Here is a 19,965-nt window from a genome sequence, read left to right as displayed (position 1 = left end):
GATGGCCAGCTTCTTTATGACACGCCTGTTCTTCGTCTCGCTCGCGCTGGTCGTCATCGCGGCGACGCTGCCGCTCTACGTCTCCGGCTACGTGCTCGGGCTTCTCACCGTCGCCTTCTATTTCGGCGTGTTCGCGATGGCTTGGGACTTGCTGTTCGGCTTCGCCGGCGAGGTCAATTTCGGGCCGACCTTCCTGATCGGCGTCGGCGCCTACACCGCCGGCATCCTCAATGCCCAGTTCGGCTGGTCGGTTTACGCTTGCATCGTGCTCGGCGCGCTCGCCTCCGTCATTGCCGGCCTGCTGCTGGCGCTGCCGGCGCTGCGGGTGCGCGGACCGTATTTCGGCCTGACCACGCTGGTCGCGGTGTTGATGCTGCAGAATTTCATCGTGGTGTTCGCCGATCTCACCGGCGGCGAGATCGGCCTGACCATCCCCGACGTCATCTCCATCAATGCCGGCGTCAATTACTGGATCGCGCTCGGCTTCATGACGATCTCGGCGGCCATTCTTTATGGCCTGTCGCAATCGCCTGTTGGCCTGGTGCTGCAAGCCAGCGGCCAGGATCCGGTGCAGGCCGGCGCGCTCGGCTTCAACATCGTCAAGCACAAGCTCGCCGCCTTCATCGTCAGTGCGTTCTTCTCGGGGCTGTCAGGCGCGCTGCTGGTGTTCTATTTTGGCACCGCCTCGGTCGGCACCGTCGTCGACGTCGCGGTCGGCGTCAACGTCATCGTCTCGGCCGTGCTCGGTGGCCGGCGCACCGTGCTTGGCGCCGCGCTGGGCGCGATCTTCCTGATCGTCGCCGGCGAGTTCTTAAGGCCGACCGGCGAGCTCGCGACCTTCATCGTCTCGGCCGTCGCGCTCCTCGTCGTACTGTTCTTCCCTGGCGGCTTCCTCGGAGCGGCCCTCTCGCGTGAGGCGCGCTCGTGATGGACATGCGATCTTCAAACCGGGCCGTGCTCGAAGTCCGTGGCCTGACCAAGCGCTTCGGCGGATTGACGGCCGTGAAGAACCTCGGCTTCGAGGTCAATAGCGGCGAGATTTTTGGCCTGATCGGGCCGAACGGCTCGGGCAAGTCGACCGCAATGAAGAGCGTGATGGGCATCGAGCGCCCGACATCAGGCGAGGTGATCTTCGAGGGCGAGGACGTGGCCGGCCTTCCCGCGCACAAGATCGCGCGCAAGGGCTTCGGCATGGTGTTCCAGCATTCGCGGCCGCTGAACCGGCAGACCGTGCTGGAGAACATCATGGTCGCGCTGCTGCCGGACAGCCTGTTCATGCTGTTTCCGGACAAGGCGCTGGTCGAGCGCGCCAAATGGATCGCCGACCGCGTCGGGCTCGGCAGCGTTATGAACCGTCGCCCGCCGACGCTGCCCTTCGCCGATCTGCGCCGGCTCGAGCTCGCCAAGGCGATCGCGCGCGATCCGAAGGTCGTGCTTGTGGACGAGCCCTTTGCCGGGCTGACGCGCGCAGAAGTCGACGTTTTCTCCGACCTGATCCGCAGCTTTCGCGACGAGGGCCGCGCGGTGATGCTGGTCGACCACAACGTCAAAAGTGTCGCGGCGCTGGTCGACCGCGTGCTCGCGATGTATCTCGGCGAGGAGATCGTCACGGGCAAGGCCGATGACGTCATGAAGAACGAGACGGTGCGGCGGGTCTATCTCGGCGGCGCCATCGAGACCCATGCGCGACCCGAGACGAGCTTCAAGGACAAGGTGCCGCTGCTCCAGGTCGAGAATGTCAGCGTGTTCTACGGCAAGGCGCAGGCGCTGGAGAACGTCTCGATCCACGTCCATGAGGGCGAGTTCGTCTCGATCGTCGGCCTCAACGGCGCCGGCAAGACCACGTTGTTCAACACCATCTCCGGCTTCCTGCCTTATACGGGCGAGATCGTGCGCAGCGGCGAGAAGCTGCGCGGCACGACGCCGGCGAAGATCGCCCGCAGCGGCCTCGTGCAGTGCCCGGAATCGCGCGAGCTGTTCGGCGAGATGAGCGTGCGGGAAAACCTCGACCTCGGCGGGCAGCATCTGGCCGACGACAAGCGCGCGGCACAGCTCGCCTGGCTGTTCGAGCTGTTCCCGATCCTGAAGGAGCGTCAGGGCCAGATGGCGCAGACGCTCTCCGGCGGCGAGCAGCAGATGCTTGCGATCGGCCGTGCGCTGATGATGCAGCCGCAGATCCTGATCCTGGACGAGCCCACGCTGGGCCTCGCCCCCGTCATCCTCGAACTCCTGTCCAAGGCCCTAACGAGACTGCGGCAGACGACCTCGATCACGGTGCTGCTCGGCGAGCAGAACGTGACCTTCGCGCTTCCGCATGCCGACCGCGTCTATGTGCTCGAACATGCAAGGATCGTCTGGGAGGGCGATCCCGGTCGCTTCGCCGCGGAAGCTGGCGCCGATTTTCTCTAGTTCGCATATCAACAACAAAACAAGCAAAGGGAAACGACCATGCGACCATCGATGAATTTGAACAGCAGCTTTCTCCTCGCCTCCGCGCTGGCGCTGTGCCTTGCCGCTCCCGCCTATGCGCAGTCGAACGATCCGATCAAGATCGGCGTCATCGCCGAAGTGCAGTCGATCGCTGGCGCCGCGACGCCGGGCGGCGCGCAGATCGCCGCCGACGAGATCAACGCCAAGGGCGGCATTCTCGGCCGCAAGATCGAGATCGTGACCTACGACAACAAGAGCTCCTCGGCGGACTCGGTACGCGCGTTCCAGCGCGCGGTGAGCGAGGACAAGGTCTCCGCCGTGATCGCGAGCTACATCAGCGAAGTCGTGCTGGCGCTCGAGCCTTGGGCGGCGCGGCTGAAGATGCCGCTGATCACCCCCGGTGCCGCCTCGAACGAGATCACCAAGGCGATCCATAACGACTATGAGAAGAACAAGTACACCTTCCACGGCTATCTGACCTCGGCCGCGCAAGCGCAGCTCGTCTGCGACGCCGCCAAGGATCTGCTGGTCGACAAGCTCAAGTTCAAGACGGTCGCGATCATGAGCGAGGACGCCGCCTGGACCAAGCCGCTCGACGTCGGCTACGAGGCCTGTCTTCCGAAAGCAGGCCTCAAGGTCGTCGAGCACGTGCGGTTCTCGCCTGACACCACCGACTTCACGCCGATCTTCAACAATATCGAGGCCAAGAAGCCGGACGTCATCGTTACCGGCATCTCGCATGTCGGCGTGCAGCCGACCGTGCAGTGGAAGAACCAGCAGGTGCCGGTCCCGATGTTCGGCATCAGCGCGCAGGCGCTGAGCCCGACCTTCTGGAAGGACACCAATGGCGCCGCCGACGGCGTCCCGTCGCTGGCGGTCGCGACGCCCGACGTCGCCGTGACCTCCAAGACGAAGCCGTTCGCGGCGGCGTTCAAGGCCAAGTTCGGCTCGCCGCCGGCCTATACCGGCTACACCGCCTACGACGAGGTCTACTTCATCACGGAGGCGATCAAGCGCGCGGGCTCGACCGATCCCGACAAGATGGTCGCTGAACTCGAAAAGACCGACTACGAGGGCACGATCGGCCGCATCCAGTTCTACGGCAAGGACGACGAGTTCACCCACGGCATCAAGTCCGGTCCGACGACCGTATCCGGCCTGGTCTTCCAGTGGCAGGACTCCAAGCAGGTCGTGGTCTGGCCCGAGAAGATCGCGGAAGGCAAGCTGAAGTTTCCGAGCTTCGTGAAGCTGTCGCAGTAACACGCCGGACTGGGCACCGGCCCCGTCCCGAGCGCCCCCATCGCCTTTGCAAGGCCCGTCGCTCCAGCCGCGACGGGCCTTTGTTTTGTGCAGAACGCCATTGGTACGCTGTCATCGGTGGACCCATCTTGCGATCCTGCCGTTAACCTCCCAGGCGTGGGCCGGAGCAGCGAGATGGACGACCGATCAAGACAACCAGATGGCCTGACGCAGGATGACGGCTTCGTTCGCGTGCGCGGCGCGCGTGAGCACAATCTCAGGAACGTCGACGTCAGTATTCCACGCAACGCCCTCGTCGTGTTCACCGGCGTGTCGGGCTCCGGAAAATCCTCGCTCGCCTTTGGGACGATCTACGCCGAGGCGCAACGGCGATATCTGGAATCGGTGTCGCCTTACGCGCGGCGCCTCTTCCACCAGATGCAGATCCCTGAGGTCGACGACATCGAAGGCCTGCCACCCGCCGTCGCGCTCCAACAGCAGCGCGGCGCGCCGACGACGAGGTCGTCCGTCGGCAGCGTGACGACCCTCTCGAACCTGCTCAGGATGCTCTATTCCCGTGCCGGCGATTACCCGCGCGGACAAAAGATGCTCTATGCGGAGTCGTTCTCGCCGAACACGCCGGAAGGCGCCTGCCCGACCTGCCACGGTATCGGCCGGATGCTCGACGTCACCGAAAAGTCCATGGTGCCCGACGACACCCTCACCATTCGCGAGCGCGCCGTCGCGGCCTGGCCGAGTGCCTGGCAGGGACAGAACCTTCGGGACATCCTGACGACGCTGGGTTACGACGTGGACAAGCCTTGGCGTGAGCTGCCCAGGAAGGACCGCGACTGGATCCTGTTCACGGAGGAGCAGCCGACCGTTCCGGTCTATGCCGGTTACACTGCGGCAGAAGTCAAACGAGCCCTCCGCCGCAAGGAGGAGCCGAGCTATCAGGGCACGTTCACCGGCGCCAAGCGCTACGTGATGCAGACCTATGCCAAGTCCGAGAGTGCGATGATGAAGCGCCGCGTCGCGCAATTCATGATCACCCAGGACTGCCCGACCTGCCATGGCACGCGATTGAAGCCCGAGGCGCTCAAGGTCAAGTTCGCCGGTCTCAATATCGCCGAAATGTCCCATCTGCCGCTCAAGCAGTTGCAGGAGGTGATGAAGCCGTTCGCAAAGGCTTCGACGGATAACGCATCGGAGAAGACTATCGTCGCCAGGCGCATCTGCGAGGACCTGTCGGCGCGGCTGGCCGTCCTGCTCGACCTCGGCCTAGGCTATCTCGCCTGCGAGCGCAGTACGCCGACGCTGTCGCCGGGCGAGTTGCAGCGGCTGCGTCTTGCGACACAGGTTCGCTCCAACCTGTTCGGCGTCGTCTATGTGCTCGACGAACCATCCGCAGGCCTGCATCCCGCCGACACCGAGGCGCTGCTACGGGCGCTGGACCGGCTGAAGCACGCGGGCAATTCGATCTTCGTGGTCGAGCATGAGATCGAGGTGATCAAGCATGCCGACTGGCTGGTGGATGTCGGGCCGGATGCGGGCGAAGGCGGCGGGAAAATCCTCTATAGCGGGCGCCCCGCAGGGCTCGGGCAGGTCGCGCAATCGCGAACCGCCCATTATCTCGCGCATCCACGAAAGCCGCTGCCGACGGCCCGCCGCGAGCCGAAGGCGCATCTGAAAGTCAGGGGTGTGACCCGCAACAATCTTGGCGGCCTCGATGTGGATATCCCGCTCGGCGTTCTCGCCAGCGTGACCGGCGTATCGGGCTCCGGCAAATCGAGCCTGATCAGTCAATTCCTCGTCGATGCCGTGGCAGAGCATCTCGGCCATGCACGGACCGCGGAAGCGGACGAGGACAGCCTGGCAGCACCCACAGTCGAGACATTGGGCGGCGAGATTGTCGCCGGCCTCGACCAGATCGATCGCCTTGTCGTGGTGGATCAGAGGCCGATCGGCCGCACGCCGCGATCGAACCTTGCGACCTATACCGGCTTATTCGACCACGTCCGGAAGCTGTTCGCCGCGACGCCCCAGGCAAAATCCCGCCGCTACGATGCCGGGCGCTTCTCGTTCAATGTCGCGAAAGGCCGATGCAGCACCTGCGAGGGCGAGGGATTTGTCTGCGTCGAGCTTCTGTTCCTGCCCAGCGTCTACGCACCCTGCCCGACCTGCAAGGGCGCGCGTTACAACGACAAGACGCTCGAGGTGAAGATCCGCGGAAAATCCGTCGCGGATGCGCTGGCGATGCGCGTCGACGAGGCCTTCGAATTCTTCCGCGAGGATGCAACCCTCAACCGGTCGCTATCGGTCGTCCGCGAGGTCGGCCTCGGCTATATCCGCCTCGGTCAGTCCGCCACCGAATTGTCGGGCGGGGAAGCCCAGCGCATCAAGCTCGCGACCGAGCTCATGCGTCCGCAGCGCGGTCACACGCTCTATGTCCTGGACGAGCCGACCACCGGTCTTCATCCCAGGGATGTCGAGCGGCTGATCGCCCAGCTCGAACGTATCGTGGACGCCGGCAACAGCGTGGTCGTGGTCGAGCACGATATGGATGTCGTCTCTCACAGCGACTGGATCATCGATCTCGGTCCCGGCGCCGGCGATGAGGGCGGCCGTATCGTGGCATCGGGGACACCGCGAGAGGTCGCCGAGGCCGGCGGCAAGACCGCCGGCTATCTCGCCCGTCGCTTGAAACAATAGCGCGCGGTCTCGTCAGCCATTTCGCAATTGCGTTCTGCGTCGCGGAGGCCGGACCCCGACTTTCGCCATGTTGACTTTCCGCCGCCCCGCTCCCCATACTTTGAAAAAAGATAACAAGACCAAATCATAAAACGGTTTTTGAGGGAGGATAGGATGCCGACTTCACGCAGGCAGCTGCTGAAGAGCTCGGCGGCTGCCGCCGCCGCACTCAGCCTTGATTGGACACGCGCCCAGGCGCAAGCCGAGAATTTACGCATCGGCCTGATCTACGACCTCACCGGCCCGTTCGCCGCCGGCGGCTCGGTCGCCTCGTCGGTCGGTGCCCAGATTGCCATCGACCTCGTCAACGAAAAGGGCGGCATCGGCGGCAAGACCAAGATCGTGCCGGTCGCGGCGGACTCGCAGAGCAAGGCGGACGTGGCGATCAACGAGGCCGAGCGGCTGATCAGCCAGGAAAAGATCGACATCATCAACGGCGTCTATTCCAGCGCGCATGCCGTGCCTATGGCCGCGAAGGTCGAGCAGCAGAAGAAGATCCTCTGGATCACGACCGCGGTCTCGACCGCCGTGTTCAAGGACAAGAACCTGCAATACGTGTTTCGCGCGCAGATCCATTCCGATCAGTACGGCCAGGCCTTCGCGGGCTTCGTCGCCGAGCACGCGCAAGGCAAGCTCGGCATGGACCCGAAGGACGTCAAGGTTGCGCTGATCCACGAGGACGGCCCTTATGGCGTCGGCGTCGCGGCGGCCGACGAGGCCTATGCCAAGCAGGCGGGCATCCAGGTGGTAATGCGCGAGGGCTATTCGGCGTCCGCGCCCGATCTCTCGGTGCTCGTGACCAAGCTCAAGCGCGCCAAGGTCGATGTGATCTCGCATGCCGGCTACAACCCCGACATCACCCTGTTCCTGCGTCAAGCCCGCGAGAGCGGCCTGCGCTTCAAGATGCTGTTCGGCGCGGGCGCCGGCTACAGCCAGCTCGACAAGCTGCGCGCGACCTTCGGCCCCGACATCGACAATTTCTGCAACATCGATCCGGTGCCGGCCCAGCTGCTCGATGCCTCCAAGCTCGCGCCTGGAATCGGCGATCTGACCAAGACCATGGTTTCGCGCTACCAGGCCAAGACCAGCGCCACCGACGTGCCGCCGCACTGCTCGATGGGTTTCAACCAGACCTGGATTCTGCTCAACAACGTGCTGCCGGTCGCCAAGGAGAAGTACGGCAGCTTCGAGCCCGAAGCGATCCGCAAGGCCGCGCTCGACGTCGACATTCCCGCCGGCGGCACCATCCAGGGCTATGGCGTGAAATTCTTCCCGCCGGGCACGCCGATGTCGGGCCAGAACGAGCGCTCGACCCCTGTCGTGATGCAGAACGCCGGCGAGCACATCTCGGTGGTGTGGCCGACGAACATCCGGACGCGGGACCCGGTGTTTCCGCTACCGAAGGGATCGACCTACGGGACGTAATGGCGGCGTGCCGAAATGGATTGTCCGCGTCGGCGCCATCTTCCCCTCTCTCCTTGCGGGAGAGGGTGGCTCGCCGCGCAGCGGCGAGACGGGTGAGGGGTTATCTCCGCGAGCGATCCTCTCACATTTGCGTTCGCGGAGATAACCCCTCATCCGGCGCTTCGCGCCACCTTCTCCCGCAAGGGGAGAAGGATTGGCACTGTGCCTGTGGCTAGTTCAGTGAGTTCATCACGCTCCCTACAACACTACTCGCCGCCCCTCCTCCGCCGCCCAATAGCCGGCGTAGTTCACCTTGATCGTCTCATACGCCAGCGTCAGATCCGACAGCGGCTGCCGTCCCGTCGCGGCGCATTCCATGAAGTCCTGGATCTCCTGGAGATAGCCGCGCGTCCACTCCTCTTCGAGGCAGACATATTGCCAGCCGGTTTTGCGATCGACCTTCTCGGTGATGTAGACGGAGGAGAGCTTCTCCTCGGACGTCTGGTAGCTCATCAGATGAGTGTTCGGCGTGATGTTGGCGAACAGCGAGCCGCCTGACGTGTAGGTCTCGATCAGATTGCGCACGCCGCCCATGATCATGTCGCCGGAGAACACGGTGGCCTTGGTGCCGTCCGAAAACGTCGCGGTCAGCGTGCCCCAGTCCTCCACGTCAACCGGATTGGCCTTGATGTAGGTGCGCTCCTCCGGCTTGAGGACGGCCGTGACATTGCCGACATCGCCGCTGACGCTGGCAACGCGGATGGTCTCACCGCGCGCCTTGGCCTCGACCTGCTTGAGATACAGCACGGCGGAGAGCGGATGGCAGCCCATCCGGATCAGCGAGCCGCCGCCGGTCATCGCCCATTGCGCGGCATGGGCCGCGTGCGAGCCGGAATGGCTCTCCTCGCCCTTCATGAACAGGATTTTGTCTTTCGTCGCTCTCAGAATCTCCGCGGTCTTGGTCACCGCCGGCGCGTAGATCCAGTCCTCGGCATACATGAAGAGCTTTCCGGTGCGCTCGATCGCGGCACGCGTGGCGTCCATCTCTTCCAGCACACGCTCATACATCAGCGCCTTCGGCACATGTTTGCCGATCGGCTGCTGGTCGCCGTCTCGGCCGAAATAACCGGCGAACGGCTTTTCGCAGATCACATGCTTGCCGGCCTGCATGGCGGCGACGATCATCCCCGCATGAAGATTGGGCGGCGTGCAGATGTCGATGACATCGAGCTCGCGCTCTGCGATCAGCTCGGCGAAGCTGCGATGGACCCGTGGGATCTGGTGGCGCTGTGCAAATTCCATGACGTGGTCGCCACGCGCAGCGACCGCCGCGACCTCGACATCCACGCCATAGACGCGCCGGAACGCGTACATATGCAGCTCCGACACGAAGCCGCAGCCGACGAGTCCCACCCTGATCCTGGCCATAGTGCCCCCTGACCCATGCTTTGGGCAGCACTATAGCGTCCTGGCAGGTCTATTCCACCGAGACCCGCACCACGCCGGCACTCATCATGCCCAGCGCTTTGGCAGCCGGGACCGAGAGATCGACGATCCGGCCGCGGATGAAGGGGCCGCGATCGTTGACGCGGCATTGAATCGAGCGGCTGCCGTAGGACACCCTCAGCACGCTTCCGAAGGGGCGCGTCCGGTGCGCGCAGGTCAGCTCGCCCTTCCCGGCTTTTCCGTATCCGTAATAAGAGGCAAGCCCGCTTTCGGCCTGGGCAAAGGAAACTGCAGAAAGCGAAAAAGTGGCAAGGCAAGAAAATAGCGTGGTCTGCGCTCGCACGGCACCGCTCCGGGTTGGCCCTGCCCCGCCCAGCAACGCTTGTTGGTTCCCGTGGGTTCCTGAGCCGCCGCCGGGCCGCGCCCGGCGGTGCCATCACACATTGTTACTGTTTGTGAAAGACCAGCGTGCGGACTTCGATGCTCTCACGCGGCGCCGCATCCGCCGGCGTCGTCGGATCGACGAACGCGGTGTGCGGCCCGAAGCGCGTGCGGCCATCGGTTACGGAATCGTAGCACTTGAGCAGCAGCGCTTCGTCCGTCGTCATCTCGGGGAAATAGAACCAGCGATGGTTCGGATTGTATTTCACCGAATACGTCTCGCCGCGACGGCTCGGATAGATCAGATCGGAGGCGACGAGATCGTCGGGCGCGACCGTCGTTCCGTCAGCCATCGCCAGCGGCGAATCTCGCAAGGGACCGCGGATCGGCCGCCACAGATTGATCACCTGGACGCGGCCCTTCAGCAACTCAGCGGCCTCATCGGGCAGATGCTCGCGCACGCGGTTGGCGCCTGAGACGGCGGTCTGGTCGACGTGGACGCGCGTTGCCGGCTGACGCGGGCCACCGTCGCGCATATCCGCGGCACCCTCGACGCGCCTGCGCACGGTGTGGTCGAAGATGACGACGCGGTCTGCTTTCAGCGTTGCGCGCAGGAAGGCCTCCACGGCGGGATAGTAGACCGCCCTCACCTCGTCGTCGTTGCCGAAGTCCTTTATCCGGGTTGGATGCCGCACCAGCGCAAAGCCTTCGCGGTCGAGCGATAAACTCTGCGCGATCAGTCGCCCATCGAAGATCGGGACCAGATGCGGCTCCGGCAGCGACGTGCTTTTGGGCTCGCCAGGCGGCGGATCGAAGGCGTAGGTGCGCGGTTTGCCCGAAACCGGCGCGAGATAGTTGAGTTCAGCGGTGACGAAAGGAAGCGATTCGATTCTTGTTTCTTGCAGGCCCATGGCCGGTCTCCCGATGTGGTCGTCTGGATGATTTTTGACGGGACCAGGCGTGCTGCAAGGGAGGTCGTGCAAATAGCAATGCGGGTATTGTCGCGAGCGGAAAATGCAGAAGGAACGTATCGATGAAGCGGCTTGGATTGGAATGCGGTCTTTCCGCTTCACGGACGCTTGAGTGTTTGTGAGGTCTCGTGCCCCGGACGCGGCGCATCACGCAGTGGTGCGCCGCAGAGCCGGGGCCCATCTAACCGAGAGCGTGTTCTGTGTGGCATGAGTCCCGGCTCTGCGCAGCAGCGTTGCACGCTGCAGCGCGTCCGGGACACAGCGTGTGCTTGGCGACTACAACCCTGCCTTCGCAATCGCATCCGAGAACGAGCGATCTACGATCTCGGCCGCATCGAGCTTCTGCTTGATCAGGCCCCAGCGGAAATAGAGATCGATCGTGCTCTGCTCGTCCGCGACCACGCCGTCATCGATCGGCGCGATCCGGATTTTTGCGCGCGACAGCCAGTTCTGCGGCACGGCAGTTGGGATGTTCATCAGTCTGCCCCAGGTCGCGGCATAGCTGTCGAGATTGTTCAGCGACCACGCCCGCGCCGCGGTGAGGCGCCGGACGAAGTCGGTCAGCTCCGCGCGCTTGTCGCGGATGGCAGCGGGCCGCGCGACCTGAAAGCTCAGCCCCGGTGTCAGGCCTTCCGAGGTGATGACACGGCGCGACTTGAACAGCACCTCTTCCTGGCTGACATAAGGCTCCCAGGTGGACCAAGCGTCGACGGAGCCTTGCGTGTAGGCGATCTTGGCATCGGACGGCGCCAGGAACGCAATCTGCACGTCAGCCGCAGCCCAGCCGTTCTTCTCGAGCGCGGCGAGAATCAGCTGATGCCCGATCGAGCCGCGACCGGTCGCGATCTTCTTGCCGCGCAAATCCGCAAAACTCTTGATCGGCGAATTCTCGGGCACGAGGATGGCAAGCCCCTCGCGCGTCTGCCGGATCGCGGCGATCGCCTTCACCGGCGCGCCGGAGGCGGCGGCGAAGGTGAAGGGTGCGTCGCCGACGAGACCGGTCTCGATCGCGCCAGCGCTGAGCGCTTCCAGCAGCGGCGCAGCCGCGGGAAACTCCTTCCACTCGATCTTGTAGGGAACGTCTTTCAGCACGCCGGCGGCTTCCATCACCGCCTGCGAATTGCCCTTCTGGTCGCCGACTCGCAGGATGGTTTGCGCTGCTGCCAGTTCGAACGAGCCGAACAGCAGCGCACCGGCCAGCATGAGACGGATCATTCCGCCGCCTCGCCGCGAACGGCCTGGCGCTTGGCGATCAGCTCGCGCGTCAGCGGGATCAGCTCGCGGCCGTATTCGATGGCATCGATCAGGGGATCGAAGCCGCGGATCAGGAAATGGTTGACGCCGAGGTCGTAATAGTCGCCGAAGACCTCGGCGACCTGCTCGGGCGTGCCGACCAGCGCGGTGGTGTTGCTGTTGGCGCCGGTGAGCTTTGCGATCTCGGTCCACAGCCGCTTGTCGATGCGGCTGCCTTGGTCGGCGAGCGAGAGCAGGCGCCGCGCGCCGGCGGTGGCATGGCCGTCGGCGGGCTTGCGATAGCCGGTCTTGTCCTGGAGCGCAGTGGCGCGCGCAAGAATCTCTTCCGCCTTTTCCCAGGCCTGCTTCTCGGTCGGGGCGATGATCGGTCGCACCGAGAGGCTGAAGCGCGGCGTCGGACGGCCCTGCCTGACGGCCGCATTGTGAACGCGCGAGGTGACGTCACGCACCTGCGCATAGGATTCGCCCCACAGCGCAAAGGTGTCGGCATGCTTGCCCGCGACGTCGATCGCAGCGTCGGAGCCACCACCGACGAAGGTGTAGATGCCGGCCTTCTGCAGCGGCTTCACCTGCGAAAAACCGTTCTCGACGTTGTAATACTTTCCGCTGTAGTTGAACGGCTTCTCGCTGGTCCATTCCAGCTTCACCACATCGAGAAACTCGCTGGTACGGGCGTAACGCTCGTCCTTGTCGTCGAGCGTGTTGCCGTCCTGCCTGAGCTCGGCTGCATTGCCGCCGGTGATGACGTGCAGCGAGACGCGGCCTCCATAGAGTTGGTCAAGCGTCGCCAGCTGCCGCGCGAGCAGCGTCGGTGCGGTAAAGCCCGGTCGCTGCGCAATCATTACCTTTAACGACTTGGTGATGGTCAGCACATGCTGCGCGACCTGAAGCGCATCCGGCGTGGTCGAATGGAACGCCAGCAGCGCGCGGTCGAAACCCGCGAGCTCATGCGCCTTCGCCACGGTCTCGATATAGGCTGGATCGAGCAGCGGACCCTGGCGCACGATGGTCTCGGACGCATTACTGTTGGCGATAAAGCCGATGAACTCGATCGACATGATGTTCTCCCTGAATGTTTGGCGGCAGGCTAGAGGCCCAATGCGGCACGGCCGAGGCCGGTGCGCGTGGAATCGTCCTGCGGCGTGTGCACGCGGCCGCAGAGGACATCGCGATAGTGCCGCTCCAGCGGATTGGCGCGGGACAGGCCGTGATTGCCGGTCAGCGACAAGGCATCCTCAACCGCGGCGACGGCGTTGTTGGTCACGGTCAACTTGATGACGTTGGACTCGGCCGCGGAAAGCTCGACACCGTCATCGAAATCGCCAGCGAAGGATGCGATCAGCCGCGCATTCACCGCAAGCCGAGCTTCGATCGCGCCAAGGATCTCCTGCGCGCGCGGCAAGGTCGCAAGCGGCGCGCCCAGGCCGGCCGGCACCCGCTGCTTCAGGAACCCGACCAGCCAGTCGCGTGCAGCCCGCGCAACGCCGTCATAGATCGCGGCGACGAAAATCGTGTGGACGGTCGCCTGCGCGACATCAGGTACGCGCCAGTCCGCCGGTTTGCGAACGTCGATCTCGGCATCGAGGGGGATCACGACGTCGTCGAAGATGACGTCGTGGCTGCCGCTGGCGCGCAGGCCGTGATGATCCCATGTCTCGACGATGCGCGTGCCCGGCAGGCCCGCCGGCACCAGGAACTGTCCGACGCGCGGCTCGGCTTCGTCCGTCCGAGCCCAGACCAGATACCATTTCAGGATCGGCGATCCCGTCGAATAAATCTTGTGCCCCGAGAGCCGCCAGCCGGTCTCGGTCCGGCGTGCAATGGTCGCGGGCAGGCCGCCGCGCGCAGGCGAGCCCAGTTCGGGCTCGACGCGGAGCGCGTTGACGAGCGCAAGGCCTTCGACACTCTCGCGCGCAAGCTTGCGCGACAGCCTTGCCGGCCAGGTCGGGCTCCGTGCCATCACCAGATGGTTGATGTAGTGCATCGACAGCACCAGCGCGGTCGACGGATCGGCCTTGCCGATGATGCCGAGGACGCGGGCGGCGTATCGTGCGCCTGCCCCGGCGCCGCCATGGGCGGCAGGCACCGTCAGCGACAGCAGACCCGCCTCGGACAGCTCGCGAAAATTCTCGAACGGGAAGCTTCCGGTGCGATCGTATTCGGCCGCACGGGCGGCGAAAGCCTCGGCCAGCGCCTCGGCACGTGCGACGTAGTCGGGCTCGTGATGCGCCGCGCGCCCCTTGGCGATCGAAGTTACCATGTGGCGTCCAATCCGAGCAGGCCAAGAATCTGGCGGCGCAAATCGGCCAGATACGGATCACCGCGATGGCGCGGATAGGGCCGGTCGACACGGATATCGGCCTTCACGCGCGCAGGGCGGTCGCTGAACACGATGACGCGGTTGGCGAGCACCAGCGCCTCCTCTGCGTCATGCGTCACCAGCAGCGTGGTAAAACCCTTGCGCTGCCACAGCGAGACCAGCTCGGCCTGCATGGTGATGCGGGTCAGCGAGTCGAGCTTGCCCAGCGGCTCGTCGAGGATGAGGATTTTTGGATCATTGACCAGCGCACGGGCGAGCGCGACGCGCTGCGCCATGCCGCCCGAGAGCTGGTGCGGATAGGCATTGCGGAAGGACGATAGCCCTACGAGATCAAGCGCGGCATCGACGCGGTGACGCTGGCTCTTCAAAATGCCCTGCGCCTCCAGCCCAAGCGCGACGTTGTCCCAGACCGTGCGCCAGGGAAACAATGTCGGGTCCTGGAACACGACGACGCGCGACGGGTGCGGTCGCGTGATGCGCGCCTCGTCCTCGCGCAGCGTTCCGGACCTGGGCTTGTCGAGGCCTGCGACGAGGCGCAGCAGCGTGGACTTGCCGCAGCCGGAGGGGCCGAGCAGCGCAACGAATTCGCCCGGCTCGACGGAGATGCTGACGTCGCTGAGCACCGGCAGCTCGGCGCCGTCGATGTCGAAGGCGTGGCTGACCTGCTCGATGTCGAGAGCGGCACCGGCGGCCAGGTGAGCGTCGATTTCAGCCAGTGCAGTTGCGGCTACCATTTGACGGTCCCCTTCTGCCAGACCAGCAGGCGATCGCGGATCGCAAACAGCAGCGTGATCGCGCCGGAGCAGAGCAATGACATCACGATCAGCGCCGCATACATGTTGGCGTAGGCGGCCCAGCCCTGCGCCCATTGCAGGTACCAGCCGAGCCCGGCCTTGACGCCGATCATCTCGGCGACGACGAGCACGGCAAAGGACGAGCCGAGCCCCATGAACAGGCCGACGAAAACGTGCGGCAACGCCGCGGGGATCGCGACCTTCAGCACCAGGAAGGACGGTTTTGCCCCAAGCGTCCGCGCGACGTCGTAATAGGCGTTGCTCACACTCGCGACACCCGACCAGGTCAACACGGTGACCGGGAAGCCGGTTGCCAGCGCGATCAGAAAGGTCGAGGCGCTCCAACTCGACGGGAAGGTGAAGAAGGCGATCGGCAGCCAGGCGGTCGCCGGCAGCGGGCCGATGAACCGCAGCACCGGATGCACCCAATAGCCGACCGCACGCGACCAGCCGATCGAGACGCCGGTCAGGAAGCCGACCGTCGCGCCGATCAGATAACCGCCGAGCTGGAGCTTGACCGAGGCGAACACGCTGTCGAGCAGTTTTCGCAGGTCGTCGGTGTAGACCTCGATGATCGACTGCGGCGGCGGGAAGAACGGCAGTGGCAGCCATGCGAATTTCGCCGTCGCGACTTCCCAGAGGGTCAGGACAACGCCGAGCAGGGCGAGCCACGGCGCGCGCTGGCGCAAGGCCCGGCCCGTCGAGCCGAGATAATCGGCGCCGACAGTCCCGAACAGCGCGATGGCCGCGATGACAAACGCGGCGATGCCGAGCGAGTGGGTCCGCGACCAGTCGCCGACGTCCTCCCACCACAGGCAGGACAAGCCGAAGGCAATCCACGCCATACTAGCGAGAATGCCGACACCGGAGTCCCGGATCCAGCTCGCGAGCCACGGCGACTGCGAGAGACGCGGCGCGCCGGAAGCTAGGCCGTCAGACAGCGAATACGTCGACATAGATGCGCTCCGCGAATCTGGCCGTGTCGGTGCTCCGTTTGAACACCTGCACGCTCTTGAGATCGTCGGCATAGGCCTTGAGCTCGCGCTTCAGGACTTCGCCGACGGGATGATGATGGTGGGTGTGGTAGCGCACCATGCCCTCGATATCCGCGAGCGATGCGGTCTTCGGCGCGTAAGGCTGGAACGACTTCGCCGTCACGGATGGATTTTGCGCGGTGAACATCGCGGCATCGAGCAGCGCCTGCGTCAGGGCACGCGCGACCTGCGGCTCCTCGCGCACCAGGCTGCCGCGCAGGCCGAGGATGCAGCAGCTCTTGTCGCGATATTCGCCATCGAGATTGGAGGCGACCTCCTTGTACTGGCTGTCCTTGAGCCAGAGATAACCCAGCGGGTCGGACGACAGGAATGCCTGCACCTCGCCCTTCTCGACAGCGACGTTGAGAAGGTTGCCGGGATATGCGCGCCAGTCGACATCCTTGTTCGGATCAATACCGAGTTTGGCGAGCTGAATGGAGAAGAAATTCTTGTCGGGACCGCCGAGATCGCCGACCGCGACGATCTTGCCCTTGAGATCGGCGAGCTTGCTCACGCTGGAATCGGCGCGGGTCAGGACCCGCATGCAGCCGCCATGGGTGCCGGCGGCAATCTTGACGTCAAAGCCCTGCTCCAGCGGCTTCAGCCAGCGCAACGCCATGCCGAGCCCGGCGTCGCTCTTGCCGGTTGCGATGGCCTCGAGCAGCTGGTCGGTGGAACCGGAATAGTTGATGAGTTCGATATCGAGATTGTGCTTCTGGAAGAAGCCGTGCTCGATGGCGGCCGGCACCGGAGCGAGACACACCGCGCCCGCGTTCCAGGACAGCTTGAGCTTGCGCGGCGCGCCGGTGAGCACGGGCGCATCCGACGCCGTCCGGCACAGCGGAAACTCCGAGAGATCGACGCCGGGCGCGATGCCCCGCGGCGCAAAGGCCTGTGCCGCACCGAAGGCACCGAGCGGCGCGGCGAATGCCGCAGCTAACCCCGCCTGGAGCAAATGGCGACGGTCGAGCCTCGATCCGTCGCGCTTATCGTCGTCGTTCATCCGTCTCCACTCCTGCGCTGGCACGGCTCCGCCATCGGCACAACAGCTTGTGTTGCGCCTGTTCCGTGCGGAGCTGCGTCGAGAGAAAATCTTTTCGCCGACGCCTGCTGCGGCGCCTTGATGCGATGCGCAAATCATGCGGCGTGTTCGCCGTATCGTCAATGAAATGGAATTTCGAATGTGGCGCGAAGCGAGGTCATTCTCTCCATCGGTGCGTGCAAGGACGATGAAAGGATTTCCGTCGATGGATCGATTGACAGAGCGCGAGGCCACTCCCTCTCCTGCTTCATTTTTGCGCAGCATCGGTGGCGCATACCGCACGTGCTCGAAATCAGCGCCTCGTTGAAACGTCCTTCCGGATCGCGCGCGCAATACGGTTAGCCATTTCATTGACCGCGCATCGCGCAACCATAGACTTGATCGTCTCGCTGCATCGTTCGCTCACGCGTCGTGGGCAAAGCAACAAGACAGGCCACATGAGCATCAACTCCCTCGATCATTCCATCACGCGCCGGCTCGCGGCGTCGCTGCTTGCCGCCGCCATCACCCTGTCGACGGCCGCGGCGTCGTTCGCAGCCGATGCAATCGTGCTGCGGGTCGGCGACCAGAAGGGCGGCAATCGTTCGCTGCTCGATATCTCCGGCTACGCGAAGGATCTGCCTTACAAAATCGAGTGGTCGGAATTTCCCGCGGCCGCGCCGATCCTCGAAGCGCTCAACGCCGGCGCGCTCGACGTCGGCTATACCGGCGACCTCTCGTTCCTTTCCGTTTACGCGGCCGGCGCGCCGATCAAGGCGATCGGCGGCACCAGGTCGGATGCCAAGACGCAAGCCATTCTCGTGCGCCAGGATTCGCCGATCAAATCGCCGGCCGATCTCAAGGGAAAACGCCTCGCCGGCACGCGCGGCGGCTGGGGCCAGTTCCTGATCGACGCCACGCTGGAGAAGGCCAACATCAAGCTGGAGGATGCGACGTTCGCGCCGCTCGGCCCGGTCGACGCCAAAATCGCATTGGTCGCAGGCTCGATCGACGCTTGGGCGGTGTGGGAGCCCTACGTCTCCTTCGCGACGCTCAAGGACAAAGCCCGCGTGATCGCCAACGGCGAAGGCCTGACGCCGACCGTCACCTTCATCGTCGCCTCCGACAGGGCCATCGCCAGCAAGCGCGCGGCGGTGCAGGACCTCGTGCAGCGGCTGAACAAGGCGCGGCTGTGGTCGCTGGATCATCTCGGCGAATATGCCAAGAGCACGTCCGAGCTGACCAAGCTGCCGGAGGACGTGCTGCTCTCGGCCTACACCGCGCAACGCACCAGCCCGATTCCGATCGACGAGAACGTCGTGAAGGAGGTGCAGGAAGCCTCCGACCGCTCGACGCGCTACGGCATCCTGCCGAAGAAGCTCGACGTCAGCAAAGCCGTCGATCGCAGCTTCACCGCTGCGGCCGCGGGATCGAACTAAGCGGAGGCGGCGGGATGCGCGCGCTGCGCCTCAAGGCCGGCCCGCTGCATCTCGCCGCGATCGTGCTCGCGCATTTCGCCTGCATGAGCCTGATCGTGTGGCTATCGCTTTAGACGCCGTCCAGCGTCTCCGCTCCCCGCCCCGGCCTTAAGGAAAACATCAGGACAACATAAGGAGCCCATAAGGACTTCCGAGACGCCGCTGGCCTAGCATCGACCGTGTGATCGCGTCGGTAACAGGATGCCTCATCCCGCGGCTTGTCCAGGCAATCACAACTCGCTCTCGGGTTGCCGATCGCGACTGGACGGGCTTACAGTGATCCGCCCTGCGGCCGTCGACGCTTGCAATGGGAAGGCGACCTTCGGGCTGGAGACCAGCGCCATGTCAGCCGATCAGTATCTTCGTTACGATCCGTCCGTCGAACACATCCGGCCCGAGGAAGCGGCCGCCGTCGAGGAGATCGTTGCCTCGATTTCGCGAACGAGCGATCTCACTTTTCGCAAAGACAAGCACGGGACCCGACAGCAGCACGCCAAGGGCGCCGGCTATCTCCGGGGCGAACTGATCGTCTACGACGATTTGCCGGATCATCTGCGCCAAGGCCTGTTCAAGCAGGCTGGCCACTTCCCGATCATCGTCCGCCTCTCCACCGCATTCAACAGGAGCGATCGCGTACGTTCGCCGCGGGGGTTTGCCATCAAGGTCCTGGGTGTGACTGGGCCCAAGGCGCTCGGCGACGACGATACGACGAACCAGGATCTTCTGCTCGTCAATCACCCCAGCTATTTCGCGGATGCGATGGCCTATATGCGCGCACAGCACCATGTCGAGCGCACCCTGTTCCTGCCTGATCTGGCGTACGTACCCATAGGCTTTCTCGCGCGCGCGCTGGTCGCCGCATCGGACAGAACAGGCATTCCGATCCCGATCGTCTTGAAAGCGCTCGGTGATGCCGGCAGCAACATCCTCGGAGAAACCTTTCACACAGAGGGAGCATTGCGGTTTGGCGATTATATCGCAAGGCTTCGCCTGGTGCCGATCTCGGCCTCGGTTCGCCAACTCACCGGCCAGCCCTGTCACGATTCCGATGATGCCGTGCTGAACAGCGTCGTTGCCTTCTTCAAGGACAATGCGGCCGAGTACGAATTATCTGCCCAGCTCTGCACCGACCTGGAGCGAACACCGATCGAAGATGCCTCGATCGACTGGCCCGAGGACGTCGCGCCGCCGCAAGCACTCGGCAAGATCACGCTTCCGCGCCAGACCGCCGACAGCCCCGCACGTCGGGTCTATTCCGACGAGGTGCTTTCGTTCGATCCATGGCGATGTCTGGCCGCGCATCAGCCGCTCGGCTCGATCATGCGATTGCGCAGGGATGCCTACAGTGCCTCCCGCACGCTGCGGCAGCAGCAAAATCAAGGCATGGTCAAGCAACCGCCCGAAGAACCGCGAGAGATCGCGGACCTGCCGGTTTGAGACGA

16 protein-coding genes are annotated in these 19,965 nt (G+C 64.4%); 7 read left to right on the top strand and 9 right to left on the bottom strand.

What is annotated here, in order from left to right:
• Position 1 precedes the first annotated feature (1 nt).
• The 5 genes from AC0L3C_RS14280 (at position 2) to AC0L3C_RS14260 (ending at position 7,845) form a co-directional block, all read left to right on the top strand.
• A complete protein-coding gene (locus AC0L3C_RS14280) occupies positions 2 to 928 on the top strand; it encodes a branched-chain amino acid ABC transporter permease (RefSeq protein WP_473408278.1) in 927 nt (308 codons plus the stop codon).
• Complete coding sequence (locus AC0L3C_RS14275; RefSeq protein ID WP_473408277.1) at positions 928 to 2,409, top strand: ATP-binding cassette domain-containing protein; 1,482 nt, start codon at positions 928 to 930, stop codon at positions 2,407 to 2,409. Before AC0L3C_RS14280 ends, AC0L3C_RS14275 begins: the two co-directional genes overlap by 1 nt.
• 39 nt (positions 2,410 to 2,448) lie before the next feature.
• Positions 2,449 to 3,690, top strand: coding sequence for an ABC transporter substrate-binding protein (locus AC0L3C_RS14270; protein WP_473280617.1), 1,242 nt, complete (start codon positions 2,449 to 2,451; stop codon positions 3,688 to 3,690).
• A gap of 174 nt (positions 3,691 to 3,864) precedes the next feature.
• Positions 3,865 to 6,381 (top strand): excinuclease ABC subunit UvrA, encoded by a 2,517-nt coding sequence (gene uvrA, locus AC0L3C_RS14265; protein WP_473408276.1) that lies wholly within the window; start codon positions 3,865 to 3,867, stop codon positions 6,379 to 6,381.
• A gap of 153 nt (positions 6,382 to 6,534) precedes the next feature.
• A complete protein-coding gene (locus AC0L3C_RS14260; protein ID WP_018457488.1) occupies positions 6,535 to 7,845 on the top strand; it encodes an ABC transporter substrate-binding protein in 1,311 nt (436 codons plus the stop codon).
• A 237-nt stretch (positions 7,846 to 8,082) separates the two neighbouring features.
• On the opposite strand, the gene AC0L3C_RS14255 is transcribed toward AC0L3C_RS14260, so the two are convergent.
• From AC0L3C_RS14255 to AC0L3C_RS14215, 9 genes are all read right to left on the bottom strand, one after another.
• The gene (locus AC0L3C_RS14255; protein WP_473285107.1) at positions 8,083 to 9,252 is read right to left on the bottom strand and encodes a Gfo/Idh/MocA family protein; all 1,170 of its coding nucleotides are present in this window, start codon (positions 9,250 to 9,252) and stop codon (positions 8,083 to 8,085) included.
• A 49-nt stretch (positions 9,253 to 9,301) separates the two neighbouring features.
• The gene (locus tag AC0L3C_RS14250; RefSeq protein WP_007601095.1) at positions 9,302 to 9,613 is read right to left on the bottom strand and encodes a septal ring lytic transglycosylase RlpA family protein; all 312 of its coding nucleotides are present in this window, start codon (positions 9,611 to 9,613) and stop codon (positions 9,302 to 9,304) included.
• 103 nt (positions 9,614 to 9,716) lie between these two features.
• Positions 9,717 to 10,562 carry a CmcJ/NvfI family oxidoreductase gene (locus AC0L3C_RS14245; protein WP_473408275.1) on the bottom strand — a complete coding sequence of 282 codons (846 nt, stop codon included), beginning with the start codon at positions 10,560 to 10,562 and terminating at the stop codon, positions 9,717 to 9,719.
• A gap of 336 nt (positions 10,563 to 10,898) precedes the next feature.
• Positions 10,899 to 11,837: an ABC transporter substrate-binding protein gene (locus tag AC0L3C_RS14240; protein ID WP_473408274.1), complete on the bottom strand. Its 939-nt coding sequence runs from the start codon at positions 11,835 to 11,837 to the stop codon at positions 10,899 to 10,901.
• Positions 11,834 to 12,934, bottom strand: coding sequence for an LLM class flavin-dependent oxidoreductase (locus tag AC0L3C_RS14235; RefSeq protein ID WP_473260433.1), 1,101 nt, complete (start codon positions 12,932 to 12,934; stop codon positions 11,834 to 11,836). Before AC0L3C_RS14235 ends, AC0L3C_RS14240 begins: the two co-directional genes overlap by 4 nt.
• A gap of 29 nt (positions 12,935 to 12,963) precedes the next feature.
• Positions 12,964 to 14,136 (bottom strand): acyl-CoA dehydrogenase family protein, encoded by a 1,173-nt coding sequence (locus AC0L3C_RS14230; RefSeq protein WP_473408273.1) that lies wholly within the window; start codon positions 14,134 to 14,136, stop codon positions 12,964 to 12,966.
• Positions 14,130 to 14,930: an ABC transporter ATP-binding protein gene (locus AC0L3C_RS14225; RefSeq protein ID WP_354208911.1), complete on the bottom strand. Its 801-nt coding sequence runs from the start codon at positions 14,928 to 14,930 to the stop codon at positions 14,130 to 14,132. The genes AC0L3C_RS14230 and AC0L3C_RS14225 overlap by 7 nt, the downstream gene beginning before the upstream one ends.
• Complete coding sequence (locus AC0L3C_RS14220; protein ID WP_473408272.1) at positions 14,924 to 15,946, bottom strand: ABC transporter permease; 1,023 nt, start codon at positions 15,944 to 15,946, stop codon at positions 14,924 to 14,926. Before AC0L3C_RS14220 ends, AC0L3C_RS14225 begins: the two co-directional genes overlap by 7 nt.
• Entirely contained in the window at positions 15,924 to 17,027 is a 1,104-nt protein-coding gene (locus tag AC0L3C_RS14215; protein ID WP_473408271.1) for an ABC transporter substrate-binding protein, read from the bottom strand. Before AC0L3C_RS14215 ends, AC0L3C_RS14220 begins: the two co-directional genes overlap by 23 nt.
• Before the next feature lie 476 nt (positions 17,028 to 17,503).
• Here AC0L3C_RS14215 and AC0L3C_RS14210 point away from each other — a divergent pair, with 476 nt between their 5' ends.
• Positions 17,504 to 18,484, top strand: coding sequence for an ABC transporter substrate-binding protein (locus tag AC0L3C_RS14210; protein ID WP_473408270.1), 981 nt, complete (start codon positions 17,504 to 17,506; stop codon positions 18,482 to 18,484).
• A gap of 381 nt (positions 18,485 to 18,865) precedes the next feature.
• Entirely contained in the window at positions 18,866 to 19,960 is a 1,095-nt protein-coding gene (locus AC0L3C_RS14205; protein WP_473408269.1) for a catalase family protein, read from the top strand.
• Positions 19,961 to 19,965 lie beyond the last annotated feature (5 nt).

Source organism: Bradyrhizobium sp. WSM4872, from assembly GCF_055811715.1.
The sequence above is the reverse complement of the archived record's forward strand: the minus strand, read 5'-3'. Positions and strand labels throughout refer to the sequence as shown.